This is a genomic window from Mucilaginibacter sp. PPCGB 2223 (assembly GCF_001705515.1).
Lineage (GTDB): Bacteria > Bacteroidota > Bacteroidia > Sphingobacteriales > Sphingobacteriaceae > Mucilaginibacter.
Map to the genome: position 1 here is coordinate 458,262 of NZ_MDJS01000004.1, position 26,808 is coordinate 485,069.

The following is a 26,808-nucleotide window of genomic DNA, read 5'->3' on the forward strand; positions in this document are numbered from 1 at the left end:
AATTAGTCCATGGTCGCCGGACCGTGGAGTTTGACGTTTCCTGATACTTCATTTTGCTATCGACCATGGTCCATCGACTATGGACTTCCCTCCTTTCGTAAACTCTAATCCCAATAATACTATTATGGAACCTATTATTTTAACTCCCAAACAGCAAAAATTTTGTGATGAATATCTGATTGATATGAACGCTACCAAGGCGGCTTTGCGGGCCGGGTATAGTGCAGGCACGGCGCTCAACGGGCAGCTGATGCAGATACCTAAGATCCGTTATTATTTACAGCAGCGTACCGAAGAGGTGAGCCGCAAAACACAGATCAGCCACGAACAGGTTCTGGCCGAGCTGGGTAAGATCGCCTTTGCCAATATGCGCAACTATTACCATAGCGATGGCCGCCTGAAGGGGGCGCATGAGCTGACGGATGATGAGGCGGCGGCGCTATGGTGCATGAAGGTGACGGACGGTAAGGACGGGCAATCGTCGTTCATCAGGCTGGCCAGCAAGCTTTCGGCGCTGGAAAAAATTGCCAGGCACCTGCGGTTTTACGAACCTGAGGAGCAACAGCCCGAAAAGGTGTTTGTATACCTCGACCCGAAAACGCTCGACAATTACGATACTTTTGATGATGAGCTGTTTAACCGCCTTGATTACGAGAACGCTTATTACGACGCCGACCATAAAGATTACTACCATTGGGATACCGAATGCAAGGTTGCCGTGGCGCAGGCCCGGGCGGCATGCAGGCTGCGGAGAGCTGAGGTTGTTAGCCCTGAGCCTGGAGTCGATAGCCATGAGTTGGGAAGTGAGGAGGAAGAAGTGGCGGTGGCGGGAGAAAAAGTCGGGAGCCTGGAGCCGGGAGCAGGAAGCCTGGAGCAGGAAGCTTTTTTTGAAAGCCCGACGGACGGGGCTTTACCGATGACGGAAGGACCGGCAGCAGCGACTGGCGGGGAACGGGCCGGCGGGGTGATTGATTTTGGTTCGGGCAAGAAAGGGAGCTGTAAGGTACCGCTTATGATGGGGAATAGCCGGGAGTACAGATATGATTGAATGATTGAAAGATTGAATTGCAACCGATGTCCGCTCATTTGCCGCACGGGGCCTTGCCCTGCAAAGCAATGAGAAAACACGGGCTGGTACAGCTCTTGATCCGCTGCTCATACCCTGCCCGCATATCAAGATCTGTAAGGACCCTCCCCGCACTCAAGGCCTGCTTTTTTCTCACCGCTTTCGCCCGAAGCTGCTTGCCGACGGGGTTTGAACCGATATTTTTGCCAAAGACGGAATTTGCGTTAGGGATAGGAGTGTATACCGGCCGTGTAGTGGACCTTGGGCAGGCCGTGGCTAATGCCATGTGTAGTATGAGCGGATAGCCCGACCCATAGGGGCACGCCACAATAATAATTGATTGAATAGACAAGACCGCGATGTGAATACCCATAAATACCCATGTGCCAAAACATTGCATGGTTGATTGTCCTAAGTAGAGATTGCTTCGTGCCTCGCAATGACATGGTGGTGAGGCAAATCAAAAAAATTCGAAATTGAACATTCGAAATCCTTACAGCTTGATCTCTTCGCCTTTGGATGACAGGAAACGGTATTGGGTGATCTGGTAGGCGGGGTTGGCTTTTACCTTGATCCACTGGCCGTATTTGAAATACCATTTCATTTGCAGGTTGACGAGGCCTTTTTTGATATAGGCTTCGATGTAGGGGTGTACGCAGAGGGTGATATTCTTCTCGTTCTGTTCTTTGAGGATGTAGTTGAAGTTGGTCTCGATATCGTCGATGAGGAGCACCGTCGGGCGGATGGTGCCGGTGCCGTTGCAGGCCGGGCAAACTTCGGTGGTCACGATGTTCATCTCGGGGCGCACGCGCTGCCGGGTGATCTGTACCAGGCCGAACTTGCTTGGCGGCAGGATGGTGTGCTTGGCACGGTCGAGCGCCATTTCGTCGCGCAGGAAGTCGAACAGGTCCTTACGGTTGGTGGGTTTGTGCATGTCGATAAAATCGACCACCACGATGCCGCCCATATCGCGCAGGCGCAGCTGGCGGGCAATTTCCTTGGCGGCTTCCTTGTTTACCTGGAAGGCGTTTTGCTCCTGGTTCTCTTTGTTGGCGGTGCGGTTACCGCTGTTTACGTCGATGACGTGCAGGGCCTCGGTATGCTCGATAACCAGGTAGGCGCCGCCGGCCAGGTTCACGGTTTTACCAAATGCGCCTTTGATCTGCTTATCGACGCCGAAGTGCTCAAAAATAGGGTCCTTATGCTTGTGCAGTTTGACGATGTTTTCGAGATCGGGCGATATTTCGTGGATATACGAGCGTACTTCTTCGTAGATGCCCGTATCGTTCACGTAAATGTTCTGAAAATCGGAGTTGAGGATATCGCGCAGGATGGTGGAGGTACGGTCCATCTCGCCTAAAACCTTTTTAGCAGGGTCGGTCGAGGGCAAACGGGTAGTGAACGACTCCCATTTGGAGATGAGGTCGAGCAGGTCCTTCTGCAACTCGGCAACGCCCTTATCTTCGGATACGGTACGGATAATAACCCCGAAGTTTTTAGGTTTGATGCTCTCGATGATCTTGCGCAGGCGTGTACGCTCGGGGTTGCTCTTGATCTTTTTGGAGATGGAGATCGTTTCGGAAAACGGCACCAGGATAACGTACCGGCCAGCGATAGACAGGTCGGAACTGAGGCGCGGGCCCTTGGTCGAAATAGGTTCTTTAGCTATCTGCACCGGGATGAGCTGCCCTTTGGTAAGGATATCGGAGATCTTACCTGCTTTATCGATGTCGGCCTCGAGCTTGAAGGTATCCAGCAGTTTGGCCTGGTGGCCGCTGCGGATCTGCTTGGTGAGCTTCATGAGGCTTTGTACCTGCGGCCCAAGGTCGAGATAATGCAAAAAGGCGTCCTTCTCGTAGCCAACGTCAACAAAAGCAGCATTTAACCCGGGCATGATCTTCTTGATCCTGCCAAGGTAAATGTCACCAACAGCATAATTGTTGTTGATCTGCTCCTTGTTGAGTTCTACAAGTTGTTTATCCTGTAATAAAGCAATAGTAGCCCCGTTGGGGGATGCATCGATAATGAGTTCTTTTACCAATGGCTACTCCATTTCTTCAAACGACATAAAAAGCCGTAATTTAAACGATACGAAGATTTAAACAATAGAAACCTATGCCCTTTGTAAAGGGCGGGCAATAGTTAAACCGGCTTATTTCTTTTTATGCCTGTTTTTTCTTAAACGTTTTTTACGTTTATGGGTGGCCATTTTATGTCTTTTTCTTTTTTTACCGCTTGGCATAATGATAAATTTTTAAATACTATTAATTTTTTAACTCTTTGATATATTGATCAACCTGTGCTGTAAACGTTGGGTCGGGCATCAAAGCCTTACTTTTTTCGTAAGCGTCGATAGCTTCCTGTTTCTGGCCAAGCTGCTTGTAGCACTCGGCTAAGTAAAAGTAAGGCTCAAACTCGGGTTTAACGGCAATCATACCCTTAAACCTGTCGACACCTTTTTGAAACTGCCCCGATTTGATGGCAAACAAACCTAAGTTGAGGTTTGCGTTGCGGTTCTTCGGGTCTTTAGCTACCACTTCGAGCAACAGGCTGATGCCCTGCATAGGGCTCGGCGCGCCGCCGTTTACATAGGCAACACCTAACCCGGTTTTGGCATCAAGCCCTTCGGGGTTAAGCTTTAAAGCGTTTTGAAAAGCGCTTACCGCGTTCGTCACTAAAGCGGGTTGTGCAACGGTATCCTGCGATGAGCGGAAACCGTCGTTGAACCGGTCGCCTGCAGTCAGCCAGTCCTGGTAGGTGTTTTGCTTTTCGGCAATTGCCCGATAGTAAAACGCTGCCGGGGCAGGCTGGTTCACATCGTCCCATTTCTGGGCCAGTTGTTTTTGCAGTTTCAATTTGTCTGCATCGGTACCGGCTTTTTTCAAACTGCCTTCGAGGGCGGTTATTTCTGCAGCCAGGTTGTTACCGATGATGGTTTTGGCTGCGGCCGATACGTAATCGGCATTTACGCTGGTACTAACTGGCCTGCTCCCGGTAACGCCCGCATTGGCGCGCGTTTCCTTGGGCTTTATCAACCCTTTAGGTTGAAGCGAAAACAAATAGCCCATTATAGCAACAACTATAACAATTACGGCTATTTGTTTTTGCTTTGTTGCCATAATTACTTGGCAGCTTTTGTTTTATTGCCGGTGCGAACTTTTTCAACAAAAGTTTTAGCCGGTTTAAAGCTTGGTACAAAATGTTCCGGGATGATGATGGCAGTATTTTTTGAGATGTTACGAGCGGTCTTTTTTGCTCTCTTTTTAACTACAAAACTACCGAAACCTCTAACGTATACGTTTTCGCCACCTACCATCGAAGTTTTTACAACTTTAAAAAACGCTTCAACAGTTTCCTGTACGTCAACTTTCTCGATGCCTGTCTTTGATGAGATTTCAGCTATTATTTCTGCCTTGGTCATATCTGTTTTTCTTTATAAAATTATGTAAACACTTAACTGTTTTGGGGTTGCAAAAGTATTGGTTTAAAATGAAATTGAAAAATAAAAGATGATAAATTTTGCTTTTACATACGAAGTGGTTTGTAAACTATCCTGAAGTAAACCACGTACATTTGCATTTGATGAATTTTAACCAAAGTTTAGCGCAGTGGTACAGGCATAACCGGCGCGACCTGCCCTGGCGCAATACTACCGATCCGTACGTTATCTGGCTGTCTGAGATTATCTTACAACAAACACGTGTTGAACAGGGTAAACCCTACTTTTACCGCTTCGCCGAGGCCTATCCTACTGTAACCCACTTTGCCGCCGCTACCGAAGATGAGGTGCTTAAACTATGGCAGGGGCTGGGTTATTACTCGCGTGGCCGCAACATGCTTACTACGGCCCGGCTGGTACAGCAAAAGTTCGGCGGCGTGTTCCCGGGTAATTATGACGACCTGATTGCGCTTAAAGGTATAGGCGAATATACTGCCGCAGCCATCTCTTCTTTTTCGACCAACCAGGCCAAAGCGGTGGTCGACGGGAATGTGAGCCGGGTGATAGCCCGTTACTTCGGCATTGCCGAACCCATCAACAGCACCAAGGGCAAAAAGCTCTTTCAGCAAATGGCCAACGAACTGCTCGACCCTGCCGAACCCGGCCTGCACAACCAGGCTATGATGGAGTTTGGCGCCATGCTGTGCAGGCCCCGCAACCCGCTTTGCGATGCTTGCCCGGTCAGAACAGGCTGCTATGCGTTGCAGCATAACCAGGTAAACCAGTTGCCGGTAAAGCTAAAGACGGTAAAGATCAGGAAACGTTATTTTAATTATTGGTTAATTATCGATAACGGTGAAGTACTACTCAACAAGCGCGGTGAGACGGACATCTGGGCGAGCATGTACGACCTGCCCCTTACCGAAACGGCTGAAGACAAAAGTGTTGAAGAACTACTGGCATCGCCCGAAACCCTGGCCACATTAGGCTTTACACCCCAGATAAAGGCTGTTTACCCTACCCAAAAACATATTTTAACACACCAGCACATTTATTACAGGTTTATTTATATCCAAAATAATTTAAAAATTAAATTAAAACCATCATGGTTTTTCTTGAAAGTGGAAAATTTAAATAACTTAGCGCTACCAAAAATAATTTTTCTATTTTTAACTAAATTTTTTGAATTATAAAATAATACAATTGCCCTAATTTAAGTATGTCTGGAATTAACAAAGTGATACTGGTAGGCCATCTGGGTAAAAACCCCGATATCCGGTATCTTGAAGGTGGCGTCTCGGTAGTGAGTTTTCCCCTGGCAACATCCGAAACGTTTAGCAAGGATGGCCGAAAAGTTGAACAAACCGAGTGGCACAACATCGTAATGTGGCGCGGCCTTGCGGATGTGGCTGCCAAATTTTTGCAGAAAGGCAAACTGGTTTACATCGAAGGCAAATTAAGGACGCGGTCGTTCGAGGATAAGGATGGCAACAAAAAGTATACTACCGAGGTCGTAGCCGAAAACTTTACCATGCTTGGCCGCAAAACCGATTTTGAGGAGAACACCCCGCCAGACACAGGTGAGGGTTTCAATCCGGGCGAGGCAGTGTAACTGCCGGAAACAAGGGAGGTTGTACTTAACCGTACAACTTCCATCTATGGTAATGGTTTTAGTATTTAATGTGATTGCGGCCATCGTGATCGTGGTGGTGATCGTCTTCTGCAACTTTACGATGGCGCTCCCGGTATTCGATCGGGCAGCTTGTAAACAGCGCTGACGAAACATCGGCAGGGCTGTCAGCCTATATTCTCTCTTTCATTATTTTGTTTTTGGTTTATGGCAACTACCGCTTACCTACCATAAAGCAAATCCGGCTTTTGTGAGGAACTTGTTACAGGTAATGAAACAAACCATTGGTACCTATGGTTGTTCAATAAGTATACAACTCATACAAACCATGAAAAAACTAATGTTAAGTGCCGCTATGTTATTAGCCGTACTGTCTTTCGGCCCCGCAAAGGCACAATTGAGGATCAGTCTTAACCTTAATATAGGCTCACAGCCCGATTGGGGCCCGGTAGGGTACGACCATGCCGAATACTATTATATGCCCGATATCGGTGTTTATTATGATGTACCGCATGCACAATATGTTTATCCGAACGGCAACACCTGGGTTCGCACTACCGTTTTGCCTCCCCGTTATCACAATTTCGACCTGTACAGCGGCTATAAGGTAGTTATCAACGAACCTGCACCATACCTGCGCGATAATGTTTACCGTACGCGCTATGCACAATACAGGGGCCATCGCGGGCAGCCTGTTATCCGCGATAGCCACGATCCTAAATACAGAAGGGACAATGACCGCGACGACCGTCATGATAACGGCCGCAGGCACGACGACCATCACGATAACGGACGTGGCCACGACGACCACCACGATAACGGTCATCACTAAAAAAACGTTACGGGATATTGAGGCCCTCCCATAACAGGGAGGGCTTTTTTGTGCACTATATATCCGGTCATTGCGTCAAATTTTAAACATAACCGTTGTTTTATTAACCGAATTATTATTTTAGGATGCAGAACCATTTACGGTTCGCGTTTGTATAACCAGTACGTACTTTTTCCATTATTATATTTGTCTCCGATGAAAAATCGCGCTAAGCTCATCTTACTTTATTTGCTATTCTTTTCTCCCGGGCTTTTTGCACAGAATGCCAACCGCGATCATTTTTTTAAGGATAGTATCGATACCTACATCAGCCGGGCATTGACCAACTGGCGCATACCAGGCGCCGCCGTTTGCGTGGTAAAGGATAATAAGATTGTGCTGATGAAAGGCTACGGCGTAAAGGAGCTTGGCCTGAACAACAAGATTGACCAGAACACCTTGTTTATGATAGGCAGCAATACCAAAGCTTTTACCGCTACTGCCCTGTGCATTTTAGAGAGCGAACATAAGCTTTCGCTGGATGATAAGGTAACCAAATATATGCCCGCTTTTAAACTCGAGAGCAATGCCGCTACCGAACTGGTTACCGTGCGCGACCTGCTTTGCCACCGCCTCGGTTTCGGCACTTTTCAGGGCGATTTTACTTACTGGACCAGCAACCTTACCCGCGAACAGGTGATCGAAAAGATGGCGCATGTAAAAGCGCTGTACTCCTTCCGCAGCAAATGGGGTTATACCAACGCCGCATTTTTAACCGCCGGGCAGATCATCACCGCTGCTACCGACCGCTCCTGGGAGTCGACCGTAAAGGACCGTATTTTTGCCCCGCTGGGCATGGGCAGCACGCTGGCGTTGAGCAAAGATCTGCCCGGGGCATATAACAAAGCCGCACCACATACCATTGTCGACGGACGTTTGATCGCCATACCCTTTTGCCAGATAGATAACTTGGCCCCAGCCGGCAGCATCAGCTCGAATGTGAACGACATGAGCAAATGGGTAATGGCGCTGCTCAACAACGGCAAGGTTGGCCCGCGGCAGTTCATCCCCGAATCGGCCGTGCTCGAACCGCGCCAGGCGCAGGATATCGTTTTCGACAACGGTGCCGGCAACAGCGAGTTTTATGGATTAGGATGGTTCCTGAAAGACTATAACGGCCACCGCGAGGTTTTTCATACCGGCGGCGTTAACGGCTACGTATCATCGGTAACGCTCGTGCCCGATCAGAACTTAGGCATCGTCATCCTCACCAATACCGATCAGAACAACGTGATCGAAGCTCTGCGCGATGAGATCGTCGACGTATACATGAAAAAACCTTTCCGCGATTACAGCGATAAATACCTTACCCAATATAAAACCCGCGCGCTTAAAGAGCAGCAGGCCGATAAAAAACTGGCCGACTCGGCCGCTTTACACCTGCAGCCTGCCCTGCCCGTTTCGGCATATACCGGCAAGTACACCAGCGATCTGTATGGTAATATGACGATAGACCAGGGCGGCGAGAACGGCGAACTGCAGATCCGTTTTGAGCACCACCCAAAAATGTACGCCCTGATGCGCCCCATCGGCGGCAACCGCTTTTACGTCACCTTCAGCGACCCGGAGTTCGGCCGTGCCGTGTTCCCATTCACCGTGGCGAACGGCAAAGTAATAAGCGCCCGGGTAAAAGTGGCCGACTTTATTGAGTATACGCCATACGAGTTTAAGAAAGTGCAGTGAGTTTTGATTTCGCAACCCGGGTTTGGGGTTGATAGTCGCTAACTACTGATCTTCTGAATCGCTCAATATTTTTATTAGACCGTCGGGCAGATGAAAAGTACCATCGCTGTCTTTAGGGAAAACCTCGAAATGATCGTTATATGCCCAATAATAATTTGTTGTGATGCTGCCCGTATCTTCGTTGAAGAACGTCAACACCGATGGATCGATATCTTTGATCAGCTCTAAAACATCAGGGGTTTCTATCGGGTGAACGTAAGCTGTCCCCTTTGTTGGGATCGCAATCATGCTGCCATAAAAACCAATACAAAAATCAGCCCTGTTTTTTAAATCAAGTGTCAGCGTAGGAATAATCGCCGCTTAGAAACAAAAAAACATCAAACTTATCTCTAAATTCATATTGTTCTATAGTTATCTCATCACTGGGCGTATTTGAGATGGCAATCTCGAAAAGAGTCTCGGTGCTTTCATTCCACTCAGCAACGTCTGTATGCTTAATATAGGTGAATTTATTATCAAAATCAAAAATCAAAAAGCTTTTAGTGAAAGGAAAATCGACACGATAAATAAAGTCATCTACATTAAGTTCGAGGTTACCAAGGTAGTCCTCGTGTTTTATTATGGCTCTTAAATATTGTGAGGCATATTCAAAATCCTTAAAAAAGTAATCGTAAGCGGGTTTATTTACCTTAAGCTTGTCAAAATGTTCAGTGACGAGTTGTTTCCAAAAAGTTTTATCATTTGATGACAGGGTTCTAACCAAATTGTCCAGATAGTAGCGTTGCTCTTCAGCGTTTATATCAACTACGATTTCACCATCACCTGTCCTCAAAACACGGAAGCCTTTTTCGGAGTGGTATTTAAGTATAATATTTATTATAAGGTTATATTCCTCTTGGGTGATAAAGTCCTGATAGCTGGTCGGTAAATCGTAATTCTTACGCTTTCTCAGAAAATCGAACAGGCCCATTTAGTTTAAGTTTTTGCCATCAATATATGCATTTTTATTCAATGCCGGTGAGTGCCAACTGGTATAGATCGGCTAACACAGCCTCGCTATCGCCCTCCCTTAAACCAGGTCGTCGCCTTCTCAGGGTCAATTTAAATGCTTTAGGCAAAACTTCGCCGCCAAACCGCGAATGTTGCCTGCCGAACCTGCACCCTGCGTAATTGCGTATAAAATGATATATTTATTGCCTGCCAGATCAATATGCTCACAAAACTAACCCGTAACCCGTTTTTAACCTTTTTGCCGTTCCTGCTTTATTATGTATATATTATCTTGCATAACAGGCAGCACGGCATGCATGGCGACGAGCTGCGCTACATAAACTTCGCCGATCACCTGATCCATGGCTTTTACTCACCCCCGTGGCCTTTTGTTAACCTGTGGAACGGCCCGGGTTACCCGCTCATATTAACACCATTTGCCTGGTGGCATATTTCGCCTTTGTACCAGGCGCTGATGAACGCGCCTTTCCTGTACCTGGCGGTGGTGTTTTTATACCGCTCGCTGTGCCTGGTTTGCAAACCTGCAATTGCGCTCACACTGTGCGTGTTACTGGCCATTTACCCTAATGCACTGGCTATGCTGGCCCTCGTCTATACCGAAACTTTTACCACGCTGCTGGTATCCATGTTTATTTATACCACGCTGATGTATTACGTTGCCGGCAAGAAAAATTACGACCTCATTGCCGGCTTGATATTCGGTTACCTGGTGCTTACCAAAATTATTTTTGGTTATGTCATCATCATTTGCACCATAGTGCTCGCCTTTGCTTTTGTTTGGAAAAAACGGGCGGTGTATGCCAAAAGCATTAAAATATTCGGGATTGCTTTTGTAATTACCCTGCCTTATTTGTTTTATACCTGGCACATAACCGGCAGGTTGTTTTACTGGGGCAATTCGGGCGGGATGAGTTTGTACTGGATGAGCACGCCCTACGACGATGAATACGGCGACTGGAAAGTGCCCGACCTCTCGAACACTCAATACCCGCGATCATATAAATCGGCCGAAGCCGATTCGCTTTTAAAAGTGCACCACGCAAAAGATATGGCTTTTATTAAAAAGCAGACCAACTACATCGCGCAGGACGACCGGTATAAAGAGCTCGCCATTCAAAACATCAAACAGCACCCGGTAAAGTTTATCAAAAACTGTATCAATAACATCTCGCGGATGCTGTTCAACTTTCCATATTCCTATTCTTTCCAGGATGCGGGCATAGGGCGCAGTATCGTTATCGGCTCTTCCATTGTATGGGCGGGCATCATCGCCATCATCATCAGCCTGCTCAACTGGCGCAGCATTGCTTTTGGCATTAAGTTTTTATTGTTTGCCACGGCAATTTACCTGTTGCTGAGCACCGTGCTGAGCGCCTACCCGCGGCAGCTGGATGTAGTGGTGCCGGTGCTGTTTGTGTGGTTTGGCTACCTGGCGCAGCGGCTTAACCGGGTAAATATAAAATTTAAGGGCAGCAGCGGGCTAAGCGAAAACCAACCGGCCTAACCATATTTGCCGATATCTGTATCTTTGCACCCGACAATGAAAAAGAACATCTTAATTGTGGACGACCTGCACCCGGCGTTTATGGAGCTGGCCGAAGCACAGGGGTTCGCCTGCAACTATCATCCCGATTATACGTTAGCCGATACACTGGCTGTGATCAATAACTACCAGGGCCTGGCCGTGCGGTCGAAATTCCAGGTCGATAAAGCCTTTTTGGATACGGCGGTAAACCTGCGCTTTATCTGCCGAGCCGGCGCCGGGATGGATAATATCGACGAAGCTTACGCCCTGCAAAAGGGCATACAGCTCATCAACGCGCCCGAGGGCAATATGGATGCCGTAGGCGAACACGCCGTGGGTATGCTGTTAAGTTTGATGAATAACCTGGACCGTGCCGACAGGCAGGTGCGCAGCGGCGTTTGGGATCGCGAGGGCAACCGGGGCTACGAACTGAAAGGCCGCACCGTTGGCATTATCGGTTATGGCTTTATGGGGCAAAGCTTTGCGCGCAAGCTGGCCGGTTTTGGCGTTACGGTTATTGCCTACGATAAATATAAAACAGGTTTTAGCGACAAGTACGCCAGCGAAGTAGCCATGGAAGAGATGGTGAAGCGCTGCGATATTTTAAGCCTGCATGTGCCTTTAACCAACGAAACCAACGGCCTGGTCGACGATGAATACCTGTTCCACTTCCGCAAGCCGATATTTCTGATCAATACTTCGCGTGGTAAGGTGGTAAAAACACAGGCGGTTTTAAATGCGATAAAACAGGGCAAAATATTGGGCGCTTGTTTGGATGTGCTGGAGGTGGAAAAATTCCCTGCATTGGGAGAACAGGCCTGGTTTGAGGAGTTAAAACAAAACGGCAAAGTAATGCTAAGCCCCCATGTGGCCGGCTGGACCTTTGAATCGTACCGTAAAATAAGCGAGGTGATGGCCGGGAAATTAAAAGATTTGGAAATGTAAACTTAAATCCTTTATCTTCGTTTTACATTGAACAAGACTATGTAGGCCTTGAGGCCCGTATAGTCTTGTTTGTTTTTAATAACCAGTTGATGTCCTTCTCAAAAACGGGAGGGCAATTTTTTTTAAAAGCTTTAAAGAATAAATTTTATAATAATCAGTGCGTTATGGCAGAGGTTGCATATTACACCAAAGAAGGATTACAAAAACTAAAAGACGAACTTCAATATTTAAAAACTGAGGGGCGCGCGCAGATAGCAAAAGCTATTGCCGAGGCCCGCGACAAGGGCGATTTATCTGAAAACGCCGAATACGATGCCGCAAAAGATGCGCAAGGCCACCACGAAGCAAAAATAGCCAAGTTGGAAGAGGCCTTATCAGGCGCGCGTTTGCTGGATGATTCGAAACTGGATACATCGAAGGTTTTGGCTCTTTCGTTTGTGAAGATCAAAAACTTAAAGAACGGCGCTACCATGAGCTACCAATTGGTATCCGAAAGCGAAGCTGACATGAAAGCCGGTAAGATATCGGTAACATCGCCTATCGCTAAAGGCCTCCTGGGCAAAAAAGTAGGCGAAAAAACCGAGATCACCGTTCCGGCCGGGAAAATTGAATTTGAGATATTAGAGATCAGCAGATAGTTACTAACCAAATTGTCATTTCGAGCGATAGGGAGAAACCCTTTAACAGGTGCTTACCGGCATGTCGAAGAAGATCCCTCACTATCGTTCGAGATGACATCTAAAAATAAGTTGTCATCCAATGGCGTCAATCTTCTCAAAAATAGTGGCGGGTGAAATACCGGCCTATAAGGTTGCCGAAACCACCGGGTTTCTGGCTTTTCTGGATATTAACCCGTTGGCCGAGGGCCATGTGCTGGTGATACCGAAAAAGGAAGTTGATGAGCTTTTTGACCTGGATGATGAAACCTATACCGGTTTACAGATATTCGCCAAGATAGTCGCCACCGGCATGAAAAAAGTATTGCCCTGCAAGCGTATCGGCGTTACCGTGATCGGCCTCGAAGTGCCGCATGCGCATATACACCTTATCCCTATTAACGGGGTAAACGATATGAACTTTACCAAACCCAAGCTAAAATTTACCCCGGAAGAGTTTTCGGCTACGGCCGAAAAAATAAAAGCTGCGCTGCGTACCACCGAAGGCTGAAAGCGGTCAGTGCCGGTTGATGGCTGGCCTGTAGGGGTGGTTCCTCAGGTCGACGGTCAGCGAATCGGTATCAATTACCGTAGGCGCCTGCCCGGCTTTTTTACTGTCGTTCATTTTAACCCTAACGTTACCGTTTGCCGATATCAGGCTATCGGTTAAACTATAGGTAATATTCCTGGCCTTAATATCGTATTTGTCTGTCACCAGCTCGCCATCGTAAAGGTGTAAATCTTTACTGTTAGGGTCCATCCTTACACTTTCGAATTTTAATCGTGCGGTTTTAAACTCGTTGTATAAATTATCTTTCGTTTCGTTCATCCCGTCATTCATATACGACATGGCAAGTTTGCTGATATGGCCCTTTGGCGATTTTGCCACTGTGTCGTTAACACCTGTTTTTACGCCTTTGCCTTTAATGGCTGTATCGCTTATTGCTCTAATGACAGCGGATTTTAGGTTGTTCATAAAACCAGCTTTAGCATGAGCTGGCAAAGTGCCTGGATTCAGGCTTGCTTTTTCGCTTATTTTTGTCCGGATAGCATTTTGATAAGCAATTATCGCATCAACAAACCGTCCGGCAATGGTATGCTGGTTTTGTGGATCGGCAATGTACTTTAAGTCGTTTGTATTGGTAAGGTAACCCAGTTCAAGCAAAACAGCCGGGGCCTTATTGTCGCGCAATACGGTTATACCCTGCCGGTAAACCTGGCTGCTCATGGTAATGCCATTTAACTTCTGCATTTCGCGAATCAAAGCCGCGGCCAGTTTTTGTGTTTCGGGTTTTGTATTTAGCCTGTCGGTGATTACCTCCATACCGGTTGCAGGCGTTGCCGGCTTTCCGCTTACGCTGTTTACATGTATCGATACAAAAGCATCGCCCTGCAGGCTTGCCCGAGCGGCTAAAGGCACATCAGTGTTGTCGGTACGGGTTAGCAGGGTTTTAATGCCGCGCTGTTCGGCGATGGTTTTAATTTGTTTCACCATAGCGAGGGCTATATCGCTCTCTAAAACCTTACCTACCCGGGCACCACTGTTGCCGCCGTGCCCGGCATCTAACACTAACACAAAATCTTTACCCTCGTAGGTGTCATCCGCGAAAGCGTAAACATGCTCCACTGCTAAAAAGTAAACCAGCATTGCCATTAATGGTACGGCCAACAGGTACCCCAATTTTTTAGCTGCCGCGGATTGTTTGCCGAAAAGCATTTGTATGCGTGTTTTTAAACCATAAGCGCTAAACTGGTTGCTGATGCCCACCCGTGCCGGGTTTGATAGCTTGAGCAGCAAACTTGCATAGCTTTTCGAATTATATTGCAATGCCAGGTGCCTGTCGACCTCAAACTCGTGCGATTGGTGCAACGCTTTAGAAAACAGGTACACAAACGGGTTAAACCATAATATCGCTTTTAGTAGTTCGGTAAATAAATTATCGGCCGAATGCATTAGCCGGGCGTGTACCAGTTCGTGCGTAATTACCTGCTTCAGCTCGCTGCTGTCAAGGCCGTTGCTGTCCAAAAATATATAGTTAAAAAAGGAGGAGTTGTTTGGCGAATGCCCGCTTACCAGGCTATACCCGTTTTCGCGCTTGCCGTATTTTATGCCTTTGTAAAGTATCTTACCCAATGCGATCAAAAGTTTTAATAACAACAAACCCGCAATTGTACAATAGGCTGTGTTGGCTATCAAAAACCAGTCGGCAGGTTGTTGCTGACGGGTGACGGCAACCGGGGCGATGCTGCCTTGTGCCGTGTTAGCTTCGGTAGTATTTACCACCGCCGGCTTAACCCGGGCAGGTGCGGGTAAAGTGGTTTTGATATCGATGTGCGCCAATGGTATCAACAGGCTGATCGCTAAGGCCGATAACAAATACCACCTGTTTAAAGTGAAAAAAGTAAGCTTTCGGAATAACAGGTGATACACAACGTAAAAAGCCGCTGTGCAGCCGGTTACTTTGATCAGGTAGGTGAAAAGTTCCATAATTATTGCTTGTTGATCAGGTTTTTAATGCTGTTGATATCGGCCTCGCTCAGGTTTTCTTCTTTTACCATAAACGAGAGCAGGCTTTGCGCCGAGCCGTCGAAATACTCGTTGAAGAATTTACCGAACGAGTGCCTGCGATAATCGGCTTTGTTGATGAGCGGAAAGTATTCGTAGGTTTTGCCATAGGCTTTATATCCTACATAACCTTTCTTTTCGAGCAGGCGCACTACCGACGAAATGGTATTGTATGGCGGCTTAGGTTCATCAGGCAGCTTATCGATAATATCTTTAACAAATGCCGATTGCAGATCCCACAATATCTGCATAATGCGTTCTTCGGTTTTGGTTAATTCTTCCATAATCCAAACTTAAAACTTATTTTTCAGTTTTAAAACTGCTTTTACAGTTATTTAACTTATTTTTCAGTTTTAAATTATAACCAGCTCATTATCAATTAGTTTATTTTTAATTGATTGCCCTTTATTTGATTACAGGCTATTAACAAAAAACTATCTTCGTCCAGAGAGGTATCGGGCAATTGTCAGGCTATCTTCATTATCACCGGTCGGCAGTAACATTATTCATTCAAATTCCATCATAAACAAACTTTTTAGCGTTACTTAGCTTATTAAGTTTAAGCAGGTTACCCTTTTACAGGATAAGTTAATTTTTATTTAAGTTTGTATTTTATTTGAGGGCAATGGAAATTATTGATTTCATTATTATAGCGGGGTTGATATTGTATGTGGTGCCGCTGCTGTTCCGCATAGTTACACGCATGTTACTGCAAAGGCTGGTAAGCAAGGCACAACAGCAAGGTCAGCAACACTTCAGGCAGCAAAGCAACAGCCGCCCTGCCGACGGCCGTGTACGGGTTGATTATGCCCCGAAAGTAAAAAGCCAGATACCCGATTCGGAAGGCGACTTTATCGATTACGAAGAAATAAAATAGCCATGCTGCCCGAAGAAGTATATAAACGCAGGCACTACGGTACGCCGCAATCCTTCTTCCTCATGATTACCAATTATGTGGTGCTGGTATTGGCTATGCAGTTTTTTGCCCAATGCACCCAAATAAGCCCCTACTTCTGGGTAACGACGGGCCTACTCGCCGCCTATAATTTTTACAAGATCCGCCGCGAACGCGAAGAGTACGATAGGCCAAAAGTCATTGCCTACATAGTGAGTTTAGCAGGCCTGGTGCTGCTGTTTTTTGCCTTGCGCAGCGGCGCGCAGCATTGTTAAACCGCCGCCATTAATTAAATCTTTCTTTTCCCGCCTAAATTTCTATTTTTGAAGATCATATTTCAAAATTGAATGAACAATTGGTTTAAACAGAATGGCATTCACTTAGCCATCGGAGCGCTTTTTTTTGTACTGGCGTTCTTTTATTTTACGCCCGCTTTCCAGGGCAAGGTACTTAACCAGGGCGACGTATTGCACGCCACCGCCATGGCTAAAGAGGTTAACGACTATAAGGCTAAAGACACAACCATACTTTGGACGAACCAGTTATTTGGCGGTATGCCAACCTATCAAATCTGGGTACCTTACAGCAATAACGTTACCACTTATGTGATCAAAGCCCTGAAAGCAATTTTCCCGGTACCTATCGATACCGTGTTGCTGTTGTTGTTCGGCTCGTACCTGTTGTTCTGTGTTTTAAAAATCAGGCCATGGCTAGCCGCCGCAGGCGCCATAGCTTTTGCATTCTCGTCTTATAATGTTATTTATTTAGGGGCAGGGCATGCCAACCAGGAATTTGCTATTGCTTTTTTTGCGCCGATACTGGCAGGCATCATACTCACACTACGCGGCCGGTATTGGGTGGGCGGTTCGTTAACGGCCTTGTTCCTGGCTATGGAGCTTAGGGCCAACCACATCCAAATGACCTATTACCTGTTGTTGGGTATCATTATACTGGTAGGCGTTGAGCTTTACCATGCCATTAAAAATAAAACCACCAAAAGCTTTTTTACAGCTATCGCTTACCTGGCTGTGGCCACTGTACTGGCTATCGCGGTAAACGCCTCGATGCTGTGGAGTACGTATGAGTATGGTAAGGAAAGTAACCGCGGCAAGTCAAATCTGACTAATCATGCTACCGCCAATCCCGAACCCGATAATGGCTTAAACCGGGATTATGCCTATGCCTGGAGCGAGGGCGTAAGCGAAAGTTTAACTTTTTTGGTGCCCAACCTTTACGGCGGAGGCTACAGCACTACCCTTGATCAGGATTCGAAAGCGGTAAAAGCGCTGACCGATAAAGGTGTTGATGCTAACCAGGCCATGGGTTTTGTACAGCAATCGCTGTCTGTTTACTGGGGCGAAAAACAATTTACCGGCGGCCCGTGGTATTTTGGGGCGGCCATCTGCTTTTTATTTATAGCTGGTTTATTGATTGTTAAAGACCGGCTGAAGTGGTGGCTTGCAGGCACGGTATTACTGGTCATGCTGCTTTCGTTCGGCAAAAACTGGCCATATGTATCCGATATTTTCTTTAACTATTTCCCGCTGTACAACAAGTTCCGTACGGTCGAGTCTATACTTACTGTAGCCACTTTGTGCTTCCCGCTGCTGGCGTTCATGGCCGTGCGCGAGATCATCGATACAACCGACAGGGCGGCTATCCTGAAAAAGGTATATATTGCTTTTTATATTACCGGTGGCCTGTGTTTGATTTTGGCTGCCATGCCCGATCTGTTCCTGTCATTCAGAGCAAGCAACCACCAAAGTATTGTAGATGGCTTAACACAGGCTTTTAAGGGCGACGGTGCAATGGCCAGTGCAGTAATGAACGGTTTGGTGCAGGACAGGATTTCGCTGGCCCGTGCCGATGCTTTACGGTCGTTAATATTCGTGGTGTTAACCTTTGGTATTGTTTGGGCGTTTATTAAACAAAAACTGAATATTACCGTGTTATCCATTGGTTTACTGGCCTTGGTACTTGCCGACCTGTGGATGGTTGATAAACGCTATGTAAAAGAGGATAGCTTTGTAGCCAAAGAAGATATGCAGCAGCCACAGCCGCGCGAAGTGGACAAGCTGATCTTGCGTGACCCGGACCCGGACTACCGGGTGTTCGATATGACCTCCGGATCTCCGTTTACCGACTCGAACCCATCGTTCTTCTACAAATCGATAGGCGGTTATCATGCCGCTAAATTGAAACGTTTTGACGAGGTGCAGGAAAAACAATTCAGCGGAAGCATTAACCAGGATGTGCTGGATATGCTGAACACCAAATACATTATTACTGCCGACCCGAAAACACAGGCCCAAACTATGCATGCCAACCCAACCGCATGCGGCAACGCCTGGTTTGTAAAAAGTGTGAAATTTGCCGATAACGCCGATGCCGAAATGCAGGCTATCAGCAGCTTTAACCCTAAACAGGAAGCCATCGTCGACAAACAATATAAAAGCATGATCGAGGATAAGCAAACCGCCATAGATACCATGGGCAGCATTAAACTGGTAAGCTATAACCCCGACCATATGATCTATCAAAGCGGCTCGGTAACACCACAGATAGCTGTATTCTCGGAAGTGTATTACAAGGAAGGCTGGAAAATGCTGATTGATGGCGTTGAAAAACCATACTTCCGCGCCGATTATTTATTGCGCGCTGCGCAGATACCGGTAGGTAACCACAAGATCGAATTTATCTTCCACCCGGCATCGTACTATACCGGCGAGAAAATTTCGCTGGCAGGTTCGGTGTTGCTGGTACTCGCATTGGGCGGTGCTTTCTTTGCAGAGAATAAGAAGAAAAGTGTGAAACCTGCAGCGAAAGCATAAAGATTTCACCTCTGATATAAAAAAGCCTTTGCTGTTTAACGGCAAAGGCTTTTTTGTTAGCGTTGGAGTAACTTTATAAATGCTTTTAGCTCTCTTAGTTTAAATAGGGGCGTTTCCCTGCGGGCCGGGCTTTCCCTGCCCGTCCGGCAGGCGGGCGCTCATACTACACAGGCATTAGCCACTGGCCGGTATCCCTGCCTGCCGGCAGGCAGGCGCTGCCATCCCTAACGCTTCATTCGGATAAAATGAATGACTTTTATTTCTTCGCCAACCACCTCTCAAACCAATCCAGCGCCATTTGCACGTGGTACTCGGGAGTGGTGTGCCCCAGCTTTGGTGCAACATCTATTTTTAGTTTATCGGCGTTGGCTGTGCCATAGGCAGCTTGCGCTGATGCGAAAGCGATTTGAGCGCCGGGCAATGGATTATTGCCATCATTCTCGGTACTTAGGATGAGTAATGGCCTGGGCGCAAAAAGGCGGATCATCGAGGGGCAATCAAACTCGCCGGTAATGCCGGGCAATAACTTATCCCAAACGGCTTTAATGTTATGCTGGTTGATGGCGGTATCGCCCAGATCTTTAGCGGCTTGTTCATGTGCTCCTTTGACGGTGCCAACCCGGCCCTGCCACCTGTCGTGCTCTAACGACCATTTGAAACTCTGTACGGCGATATCGGGCACGGCAACTTTAATCCGCGGATCGGCCGAGGCCGCCATCCAGGTTTCGATACCGCCCATGGATATACCGCCCATGCCTAAACGGCTGGTATCAACATCAGGCCGGGTGCACAGGTAATCGGTTACCTGCCACAGGTCATAACTGGTATCCCACAAAAAGGGATGCGTTTGATGGGCCTTATCGGTATTCTCCCAGGCCCGGGTTACAGCTTCTACATATTCTTTAGAGCCATGCGCACCGCCGACGATGCGCTCGCCGTGGAAGCGCGCATCGATGGCTACACCAATCATGCCGCGCCTGGTTAACCGGTAAAGTATGCTTTTGATACGCGCCTCATCTTTTTTACCGCCGGTACCATGTAGAAAGATAACGGCAGGCAGTTTGCCTTTTGTATTAGCGGGTTTATAGATCAGCATCGGTACTTTTTCATCCGCCTCGCTGTAGATATAACCATGCTCAATAATTACCGAGTCGGTCTTAGTGACCTGGAATGAAGGCTTGGGATCGGCATGCGGCCGCTCAAGTATCTTGCGGAAATCGGCCGCGACCTGTGCCGGCGGCGGATAGCTTTCGGTTTGGGCAAGGGCACTTAGGCATACTAACAAGGCGCTTACCGCGCAAAGCAAATGGTTTTTATTGAACATTGATATAGGTTTATTAGTGTGTAAAAGCAGTACTTTTATCAATACAAATATTGGTTATTCAATTGATTATTAAGGCATGCTGATTGAAATTGCAAATACCGGGGATATAGATGAGCTAACGATGGTTGAAATAAGGTCGAAACAAGAATCTATACCCGAATGTATAGGTGCAGTCGATGTCGACCCTGCGATAAGACGTTTTCGCTGGCAAACGTATTTCGCAGCCGGGTCGCCCGCTACCTCAAAACCCGAGCGTATAGTCTTAAAAGCGGTTGAAGATGGCCGGATAATTGGTTTTATAGCCGGACATTTGACTACCCGGTTCGGTAAGGACGCAGAAATTCAAAATTTTTATATTTTAAAAGATCACCAAAGAAAAGGTATTGGTTATGCTTTGCTTAATAAACTGGTCGAATGGCTGGTGCAAAACAAAGTCAATAGTCTATGTGTCGGCGTTGCACTGAACAACCCATACCAGGCCTTTTATTTAAAATATTTTGGACAATATTTAAATGAGCATTGGATATTTTGGGATAATATCCAAGTTATTTCAGCCCGACGCAATACCCCCCGTTAAATGCCGGGTTTACACCGTACGGCTACAGCGGCGTTACCCTTATATTTGCTTAAACCAATTTAAACATGAAAGCTATGCAAAAGATAACCCCGTTTTTATGGTTCGACAATAATATTGAAGAAGCCATTGAACTGTATACTTCGGTATTTAAAAATTCCAAAGTGCACAACATTAACCATATGCCGGGTATGGACAAAGCGTTTTCGGCAACCTTCGAACTGGAGGGACAGGAATTTATGGCGCTGAACGGCGGCCCGATGTTTAAATTTACCGAGGCCGTATCTTTTTATGTAAATTGCCAGGATCAGCAGGAAATAGACTACTACTGGGAAAAACTGACTGCAAATGGCGGCAGCGAATCGCGTTGCGGCTGGCTGAAGGATAAGTTTGGCCTTTCGTGGCAGATCATACCTGCCAACCTGGGCGAACTGCTGCACAATCCCGATCCCGCCAAAGCGCAAAAGGCAATGAATGCCATGATGCAGATGGGCAAACTGGATATCGCCACTCTTGAAGCGGCAGGGAAATAACAGCTGCTGCCGAAGTTTGAAAGTTGAATAATAACTATAGCCCTTACGAAGCAAAATAATCAATATTTGATATGGACGTACAAGAACAGATCAAAGCGTTTATTGTTAGCCAACCCGAGCCAAAGCGCAGCGAATTGCAGGAATTGCACCAGCATATACTACAGGTATTGCCAAACTGTAAATTATGGTTCCTGGACGGTAAAGACGATAGCGGTAAAGCTGTTACTAATCCTGATATCGGGTACGGGTTTCAAACCATGAAATATGCCGGCGGAAAAACCAGGGAGTTCTATCAAATTGGCATCAGCCCAAACACAAGTGGCATCTCGGTCTATATCATTGGTCTGAAAGATAAGAAATACTTAGCCCGGGCATACGGCGAAAAAATAGGCAAGGCAAGCGTAACTGGGTATTGCATTAAATTCAAAACACTAAAAGATATCCATATTGATATCCTGGAAGCAGCGATACGGTACGGGGTTGAGGCTACGAGCGGATCATAATAAGCGGCCAACCGCTGTAAATTTTTCGAAGACGCCTTCGGTATGCGGGGCATCTTTCAGTTCGTCGGTCAAATCCTGTCCGGCCCAGTGTTCGTAGTGTTTACCGTTGCGCCATAAGCGGCTTTCGGTAACGTCATAAATTACCCCAAGATAAGCCACCCATATCTGCGGCTTATCCTGCCCGTTGCGCAGGGCCAGCTGGCTTTTGGTGTATACCGGTAATTCATTCACCGCTCGCCACCCCCTTCTTACTAAAATATTCAAAAAAACCTACGTTCATTAGCAGTAAGGCCATCAGGTAAAAATGATCCTCGAAAGGGATGGCCCATACCCTGTTGCCCAGGGTTTGGGTTTTGCTGTATAATACCACCGGTATTGAGGTAAGTGCGCCATTAACCATATAGAACGGTACGAGCGCTACTACGTACATGATGTAAAAACGGTTGAGCCAGCGCCGGCGCAAAACGTATTCGAACAAAATGATCAGCACCAGCAGCAGGCTGAAAGTAACCAGGGGGTATAACCTGCCATAATCGAAGATGATGATAAGTATGGATAATATCCCCAGCGCTCCCGAGATGACCTCGCATACCATATCGCTCAGCATGTATTTGAGGTAATGATTAAGGCAGGCATAAATAAATATGCAGGCAAAAGGCACGGTTAAAAAGAACAGCACTTCTTCGACCGGGAGTTGAAAAACAGTGATGCCCAAAATGTATTTCGGGTTAAAACTCCACACGCCTTTAAGCGTAAACAGTACATCCCACACTAAAAAAAACAAACCGGTGATGGCCATACCCGGCCAGATGAACTTCCAGCTTTTATAAAAGGCCACCCGCTTATCAAACGATAACGCCACCGGGAATACGATGGTTAAAAGGTTGATGAGCAGGTAAGTGTACTTCATGAGATAGCAGCTAAGTGTTTATGCAAGGTTTCAATTTCGGCCGGGCTGCACTGCTTCGAATCTATCAAAAACTTGATCAGCTGAATAGTAAGCGGCTTGTTGGCCGTGCCGTAATTCTGTGCATTAAGCTGCCTGATCATCTCGTCCTTATCAGCCGTCAGATTTTTATTGTACCCTAAAAAGCCGGGAGCATTATGCTCGATAGAGAAGCGCAAAAAGCGGATCTCGATGTTATGCGGGTCGGCATCGACGGCTTGTTTTAAAACTTTTTCGGCAGCACCTAAATATTTGAGCTTGCTGTAGGGGTTCCAGCTGTGTTTGGCCTTTAACCCATCTAAAATACCCAGGTAGGCCACATATACCGGGGGCTTGTTGGGCATTTTATCCAGGGTGTTGTATAACGAATCGGTGGTTTTGCCGCTGTTAAGTGCAAGCACCATTTTTTGGCGCAGCTGTTTGAGTTCGGCGGGCGAATCAGCCTGGGCGTAAGCATCTGCGGCAAACGCGGTAATTAAGAATAAACATAAAAGCCTCTTCATATCCTATTCAGTTTTTGCTGTACCAGGGCTTTTATATAAAGCGCCATTTTTTGCCCATCCGGTATGCGGATACGTTTTTGCAGGACGATGCTGGCTGGTGTCAGCCTGATCTTTTTAAATAACTCAAGATAATAAACGTAAGCTATATAAACACCAAGTTTGGCTCCATCCGGCAACTGCCTGATGCCGCTAAGAGCATCGTCGAGATCGGTTTGGATATCGGCCTCGATGATCTTTTTATCGCTTTCGCCAAAGCGGCCCAGATCGACGCCCGGGAAATATACCCGGCCACGCTCCCCGAAATCCGCTTTAATATCGCGCAAAAAGTTGATCTTTTGAAAAGCCGAACCCAGGCTGCGTGCTTTAGGTATCAGCGCGCTGTACAGGGTTTTATCATCCTCGCAAAAAATGCGCAGGCACATCAATCCGATCACCTCTGCCGAACCGTAAATATATTGCTGATAACCTTCTTCATTATAAATGGTTTTATCCAGGTCCATCTCCATTGAGAGCAGGAAAGCCTCTATCAGGCCGGGCTCTAACCGGTAACGATGAACGGTGAGCTGGAAAGCCTGCAGTACCGGGTTAAGGCTGATGCGTTGTTGAATTGCACTGAAAGTAGCCTCTCGGAAGCCGGCAATTAAAGTTGCTTTATCCTGGTCGTGAAAGGTATCCACAATTTCATCGGCATAGCGTACAAAGCCGTAAATGGCATAAATGGCATCGCGAAAGCGTTTATCAAAAGCTTTGATACCCAAACTGAACGAGGTGCTGTAATTATTGGTTATCAGCTTACTGCACTCGAAACAGGTTTTGTTGAACAGGTCAATTTGATTGGGCATGCTGTGTACAAATTTAGCCATAAATTGTGCATATTTTTTGCCTTAGGTGCGATGACCGCGTAAAAGTGATATAACATAAATATGTCATAGTTTATTATTGCGGATGAACGGGTTTAAATTATACCTAACTTGCTTTATCAAAACGATTTATCATGAAAAAATTATTGGTATTACTCACCGTTTTTAGTTTCGCGTTTGTGGCTGGGGCCCTTGCGCAAACTGCAATGCCATCGTCCGAAAGTGTTTTAAAACAGGCCTATGCGCAGGCCACTAAAGAAAATAAAAAGGTAATGCTTATTTTCCACGCTTCGTGGTGCGGCTGGTGTAAAAAAATGGAAGCCAGCTTGAACGACCCGGCCTGCAAGAAGTTTTTCGACGATAATTATGTGATAACCACGCTTGATGTGATGGAGCAACCAGCCAAGGCGAGCCTCGAAAACCCCGGATCGTTAGATGTGCTCAAAAAATTTAAAGGCGAAAAATCAGGTTTGCCGTTTTGGACGATACTCGACGCAAACGGTACTTTACTGGCCGATAGCCAGATGCGCCCGGCAGGAGCATCATTAGATACACCTGGCGAAAGCGTGGGCTGCCCTGCCAGCGAAAAAGAGGTTGCTTATTTTAGCGGCATACTGAAAAAGACATCGAACCTGAACGACGATCAACTGGCCGTTATTGCCAAACGCTTTGCGCAAAACAAACCGGTGCCCACACCACGTACCGCGGCAACAACGCCATCACCAAATTGATTTATTGCAGGCACATACACTAACAAATTGCTACTTTAGGCTCGTTGTAGCCTATGGATAAGCCCAAACATATTATCGTTATCGGCGCCGGTTTTGCCGGGTTATCGGCAGCTTCGGTTTTGGCCAAAGCAGGTAATAAAGTAACTGTTTTAGAAAAGAACGACCAGCCCGGCGGCCGTGCGCGCGTCTGGAAAAAAGATGGTTTTACTTTTGATATGGGGCCAAGCTGGTACTGGATGCCCGATGTTTTTGAGAACTATTTTGCGCTGTTCGGCAAAAAGATTTCCGATTATTATGAGTTGAAAAGGCTCGACCCGGGCTACCATATTTATTTTGGAGAGGACGACCAGATGGATATCCCGGCAGATATGCAGGTGCTGGAAGTTTTGTTTGAGGAGATAGAGCCGGGCAGCAGCATGGCTCTGCGCGAATTTTTAAAACAGGCCGGGTACAAGTACAAAGTTGCCATGGGCGACTATGTTTTCAGGCCGTCGCACTCCATTACCGAATTTATTGATCTGAAGCTGATCATCCAGAGTTTGCGGATACAGATGCTGGGCAATATGAGCAAACATGTGCGCCGGCATTTTAAAAACCCGAAGCTGGTAAAATTGCTGGAGTTCCCGGTATTGTTTTTGGGCGCAACGCCGCAAAATACCCCGGCCATGTACAGCCTGATGAACTACGCCGACCTGGTATTGGGCACCTGGTACCCCATGGGTGGCATGCACGAAATTGTAAAAGCCATGGTTGCTGTTGCGGAGGAACTGGGCGTGGAGATCAGGCTAAATACCGAAGTAACAAAGATCAATATCTACAACAAACGCGCGCGAAGTGTGGAGACAACGCAAGGCATGATCGAAGCCGATTTCATTATCGCCGGAGCTGATTATGCACATGTAGACCAGCAGTTGGTTGAGAAGAAGCATCGCAATTACGATGAGCAATACTGGGATACACGGACTATGTCGCCTTCAAGTTTGCTGTTTTATATCGGCACCAATAAAAAAGTAGCAGATATACAGCATCATAACCTGTTTTTTGACGAAGACTTTGAGCAGCATGCGGCCGATATTTACGCCGACCCGAAATGGCCGGGTAAACCGCTGTTTTATGTTTGCTGCCCATCAAAAACTGATACCACGGTAGCGCCTGCAGGTTGCGAAAACCTGTTCTTTTTAATGCCCATTGCTCCGGGCCTGACCGATGATGAACAAACCCGCGAAAAGTATTTTGGAGTGATGATGGACCGCTTTGAAAAGGTAACCGGGCAAAACATCCGCGAAAACATTATTGTAAAACGAAGCTATGCATTGAACGATTTTCAATCGGATTATCACTCGTACAAAGGCAATGCCTATGGCCTGGCTAATACCTTAAAACAAACTGCGTTTTTAAAACCGGCCATGCGTGCAAAGCATATCCGGAATATGCTGTATACCGGCCAGCTTACCGTGCCCGGGCCGGGTGTGCCACCGGCTATTATATCGGGGCAGGTGGCGGCTAAGGAGGCTATGAAGTTGCTTTTAATGTGCAAACGATAAGATGTGCAAATTGCGTCAGGAAGCGTCTGCTTGTCGGCAGACAGGGATACCGTTTATGCCCGGTAAAACCAGTATCTGTTATAAAAATTAACTTGATCATGGTTTTAACAATATGTTGACAGAAACAATGAGTATAGTGCCAATCCATCCCTTAAACGACAAATGCCCGCTA

At 46.8% G+C, this 26,808-nt stretch carries 28 protein-coding genes and 1 pseudogene; 17 read left to right on the forward strand and 12 right to left on the reverse strand.

The annotated features are described in order from the left end of the window. Positions 1-124 precede the first annotated feature (124 nt). A complete protein-coding gene (locus BEL04_RS20365; protein WP_175404123.1) occupies positions 125-1,048 on the forward strand; it encodes a terminase small subunit in 924 nt (307 codons plus the stop codon). Positions 1,049-1,559: 511 nt separating this feature from the next. Here the strand turns inward: BEL04_RS20365 and BEL04_RS20375 are convergent. From BEL04_RS20375 to BEL04_RS20385, 3 genes are all read right to left on the reverse strand, one after another. Further along, positions 1,560-3,107: an Rne/Rng family ribonuclease gene (locus tag BEL04_RS20375; protein WP_066006966.1), complete on the reverse strand. Its 1,548-nt coding sequence runs from the start codon at positions 3,105-3,107 to the stop codon at positions 1,560-1,562. 223 nt (positions 3,108-3,330) lie between these two features. After that, entirely contained in the window at positions 3,331-4,185 is an 855-nt protein-coding gene (locus BEL04_RS20380; protein ID WP_066006968.1) for a M48 family metallopeptidase, read from the reverse strand. Positions 4,186-4,187: 2 nt separating this feature from the next. Further along, on the reverse strand, positions 4,188-4,487 hold the full coding sequence (locus tag BEL04_RS20385) for an HU family DNA-binding protein (RefSeq protein ID WP_066006970.1): 300 nt from the start codon (positions 4,485-4,487) through the stop codon (positions 4,188-4,190). Between the two features lie 161 nt (positions 4,488-4,648). Here BEL04_RS20385 and mutY point away from each other — a divergent pair, with 161 nt between their 5' ends. From mutY to BEL04_RS20405, 4 genes are all read left to right on the forward strand, one after another. Then, positions 4,649-5,698, forward strand: coding sequence for an A/G-specific adenine glycosylase (mutY, locus tag BEL04_RS20390; RefSeq protein WP_066006972.1), 1,050 nt, complete (start codon positions 4,649-4,651; stop codon positions 5,696-5,698). A 26-nt stretch (positions 5,699-5,724) separates the two neighbouring features. Next, positions 5,725-6,117, forward strand: a complete 393-nt coding sequence (locus tag BEL04_RS20395; protein ID WP_066006974.1) for a single-stranded DNA-binding protein — start codon at positions 5,725-5,727, stop codon at positions 6,115-6,117. Positions 6,118-6,463: 346 nt separating this feature from the next. After that, positions 6,464-6,967: a hypothetical protein gene (locus BEL04_RS20400; RefSeq protein WP_066007319.1), complete on the forward strand. Its 504-nt coding sequence runs from the start codon at positions 6,464-6,466 to the stop codon at positions 6,965-6,967. A 195-nt stretch (positions 6,968-7,162) separates the two neighbouring features. Next, positions 7,163-8,689: a serine hydrolase gene (locus BEL04_RS20405; protein ID WP_066006976.1), complete on the forward strand. Its 1,527-nt coding sequence runs from the start codon at positions 7,163-7,165 to the stop codon at positions 8,687-8,689. Positions 8,690-8,731: 42 nt separating this feature from the next. Here BEL04_RS20405 and BEL04_RS20410 read toward each other — a convergent pair whose 3' ends face one another. Both BEL04_RS20410 and BEL04_RS20415 read right to left on the reverse strand, forming a co-directional pair. Further along, complete coding sequence (locus BEL04_RS20410; protein ID WP_066006977.1) at positions 8,732-8,977, reverse strand: hypothetical protein; 246 nt, start codon at positions 8,975-8,977, stop codon at positions 8,732-8,734. A 43-nt stretch (positions 8,978-9,020) separates the two neighbouring features. Next, positions 9,021-9,659 carry a hypothetical protein gene (locus BEL04_RS20415; RefSeq protein ID WP_066006983.1) on the reverse strand — a complete coding sequence of 213 codons (639 nt, stop codon included), beginning with the start codon at positions 9,657-9,659 and terminating at the stop codon, positions 9,021-9,023. Positions 9,660-9,899: 240 nt separating this feature from the next. Between BEL04_RS20415 and BEL04_RS20420 the strand changes: the two genes are divergently transcribed. From BEL04_RS20420 to BEL04_RS20435, 4 genes are all read left to right on the forward strand, one after another. Then, on the forward strand, positions 9,900-11,204 hold the full coding sequence (locus BEL04_RS20420) for a glycosyltransferase family 39 protein (RefSeq protein ID WP_066006984.1): 1,305 nt from the start codon (positions 9,900-9,902) through the stop codon (positions 11,202-11,204). Between the two features lie 36 nt (positions 11,205-11,240). Then, positions 11,241-12,170: a 2-hydroxyacid dehydrogenase gene (locus BEL04_RS20425; protein WP_066006985.1), complete on the forward strand. Its 930-nt coding sequence runs from the start codon at positions 11,241-11,243 to the stop codon at positions 12,168-12,170. A 164-nt stretch (positions 12,171-12,334) separates the two neighbouring features. Then, entirely contained in the window at positions 12,335-12,808 is a 474-nt protein-coding gene (greA, locus tag BEL04_RS20430) for a transcription elongation factor GreA (RefSeq protein WP_066007320.1), read from the forward strand. Positions 12,809-12,929: 121 nt separating this feature from the next. After that, positions 12,930-13,337 carry an HIT family protein gene (locus BEL04_RS20435; RefSeq protein ID WP_066006987.1) on the forward strand — a complete coding sequence of 136 codons (408 nt, stop codon included), beginning with the start codon at positions 12,930-12,932 and terminating at the stop codon, positions 13,335-13,337. 6 nt (positions 13,338-13,343) lie between these two features. On the opposite strand, the gene BEL04_RS20440 is transcribed toward BEL04_RS20435, so the two are convergent. Together BEL04_RS20440 and BEL04_RS20445 are read right to left on the reverse strand one after the other, a co-directional pair. Further along, the gene (locus BEL04_RS20440) at positions 13,344-15,314 is read right to left on the reverse strand and encodes an N-acetylmuramoyl-L-alanine amidase (RefSeq protein WP_066006989.1); all 1,971 of its coding nucleotides are present in this window, start codon (positions 15,312-15,314) and stop codon (positions 13,344-13,346) included. Between the two features lie 2 nt (positions 15,315-15,316). Then, positions 15,317-15,676: a BlaI/MecI/CopY family transcriptional regulator gene (locus BEL04_RS20445; RefSeq protein ID WP_066006990.1), complete on the reverse strand. Its 360-nt coding sequence runs from the start codon at positions 15,674-15,676 to the stop codon at positions 15,317-15,319. 329 nt (positions 15,677-16,005) lie between these two features. Here BEL04_RS20445 and BEL04_RS20450 point away from each other — a divergent pair. The 3 genes and pseudogenes from BEL04_RS20450 to BEL04_RS20460 form a co-directional block, all read left to right on the forward strand. Next, positions 16,006-16,269 (forward strand): annotated as a pseudogene (locus BEL04_RS20450) (hypothetical protein); the annotation flags it as partial. A 2-nt stretch (positions 16,270-16,271) separates the two neighbouring features. Beyond that, a complete protein-coding gene (locus BEL04_RS20455) occupies positions 16,272-16,562 on the forward strand; it encodes a hypothetical protein (protein ID WP_066006992.1) in 291 nt (96 codons plus the stop codon). 72 nt (positions 16,563-16,634) lie between these two features. Continuing rightward, positions 16,635-19,118 (forward strand): hypothetical protein, encoded by a 2,484-nt coding sequence (locus tag BEL04_RS20460; protein ID WP_066006994.1) that lies wholly within the window; start codon positions 16,635-16,637, stop codon positions 19,116-19,118. A 256-nt stretch (positions 19,119-19,374) separates the two neighbouring features. On the opposite strand, the gene BEL04_RS20465 is transcribed toward BEL04_RS20460, so the two are convergent. Next, the gene (locus BEL04_RS20465; protein ID WP_066006996.1) at positions 19,375-20,442 is read right to left on the reverse strand and encodes an alpha/beta hydrolase; all 1,068 of its coding nucleotides are present in this window, start codon (positions 20,440-20,442) and stop codon (positions 19,375-19,377) included. Positions 20,443-20,518: 76 nt separating this feature from the next. On the opposite strand from BEL04_RS20465, the gene BEL04_RS20470 reads away from it, so the two are divergent. The 3 genes from BEL04_RS20470 to BEL04_RS20480 all read left to right on the forward strand — a co-directional run bounded on the left by BEL04_RS20470 (position 20,519) and on the right by BEL04_RS20480 (position 22,052). After that, positions 20,519-21,019, forward strand: coding sequence for a GNAT family N-acetyltransferase (locus tag BEL04_RS20470; protein WP_066006998.1), 501 nt, complete (start codon positions 20,519-20,521; stop codon positions 21,017-21,019). A gap of 74 nt (positions 21,020-21,093) precedes the next feature. Continuing rightward, the gene (locus BEL04_RS20475; RefSeq protein ID WP_066007322.1) at positions 21,094-21,549 is read left to right on the forward strand and encodes a VOC family protein; all 456 of its coding nucleotides are present in this window, start codon (positions 21,094-21,096) and stop codon (positions 21,547-21,549) included. A gap of 71 nt (positions 21,550-21,620) precedes the next feature. After that, a complete protein-coding gene (locus BEL04_RS20480; RefSeq protein ID WP_066007000.1) occupies positions 21,621-22,052 on the forward strand; it encodes a DUF1801 domain-containing protein in 432 nt (143 codons plus the stop codon). Here the strand turns inward: BEL04_RS20480 and BEL04_RS20485 are convergent. Genes BEL04_RS20485 through BEL04_RS20500 form a run of 4 tightly spaced genes read right to left on the reverse strand, consistent with a single transcriptional unit; the run spans position 22,047 to position 24,343 of the window. Next, a complete protein-coding gene (locus BEL04_RS20485; protein ID WP_066007002.1) occupies positions 22,047-22,283 on the reverse strand; it encodes a cytochrome b5 domain-containing protein in 237 nt (78 codons plus the stop codon). The two genes, BEL04_RS20480 and BEL04_RS20485, sit on opposite strands and share 6 nt — an antisense overlap. Beyond that, complete coding sequence (locus BEL04_RS20490) at positions 22,276-22,962, reverse strand: lycopene cyclase domain-containing protein (protein ID WP_066007004.1); 687 nt, start codon at positions 22,960-22,962, stop codon at positions 22,276-22,278. Before BEL04_RS20490 ends, BEL04_RS20485 begins: the two co-directional genes overlap by 8 nt. Continuing rightward, positions 22,959-23,501 (reverse strand): hypothetical protein, encoded by a 543-nt coding sequence (locus tag BEL04_RS20495; RefSeq protein ID WP_066007005.1) that lies wholly within the window; start codon positions 23,499-23,501, stop codon positions 22,959-22,961. Before BEL04_RS20495 ends, BEL04_RS20490 begins: the two co-directional genes overlap by 4 nt. After that, complete coding sequence (locus tag BEL04_RS20500; protein ID WP_066007006.1) at positions 23,498-24,343, reverse strand: phytoene/squalene synthase family protein; 846 nt, start codon at positions 24,341-24,343, stop codon at positions 23,498-23,500. Before BEL04_RS20500 ends, BEL04_RS20495 begins: the two co-directional genes overlap by 4 nt. A gap of 152 nt (positions 24,344-24,495) precedes the next feature. Between BEL04_RS20500 and BEL04_RS20505 the strand changes: the two genes are divergently transcribed. Both BEL04_RS20505 and BEL04_RS20510 read left to right on the forward strand, forming a co-directional pair. Beyond that, a complete protein-coding gene (locus BEL04_RS20505) occupies positions 24,496-25,092 on the forward strand; it encodes a thioredoxin family protein (RefSeq protein ID WP_066007008.1) in 597 nt (198 codons plus the stop codon). A 53-nt stretch (positions 25,093-25,145) separates the two neighbouring features. Then, a complete protein-coding gene (locus BEL04_RS20510; protein WP_066007011.1) occupies positions 25,146-26,636 on the forward strand; it encodes an NAD(P)/FAD-dependent oxidoreductase in 1,491 nt (496 codons plus the stop codon). The last annotated feature ends 172 nt before the right edge of the window (positions 26,637-26,808 follow it).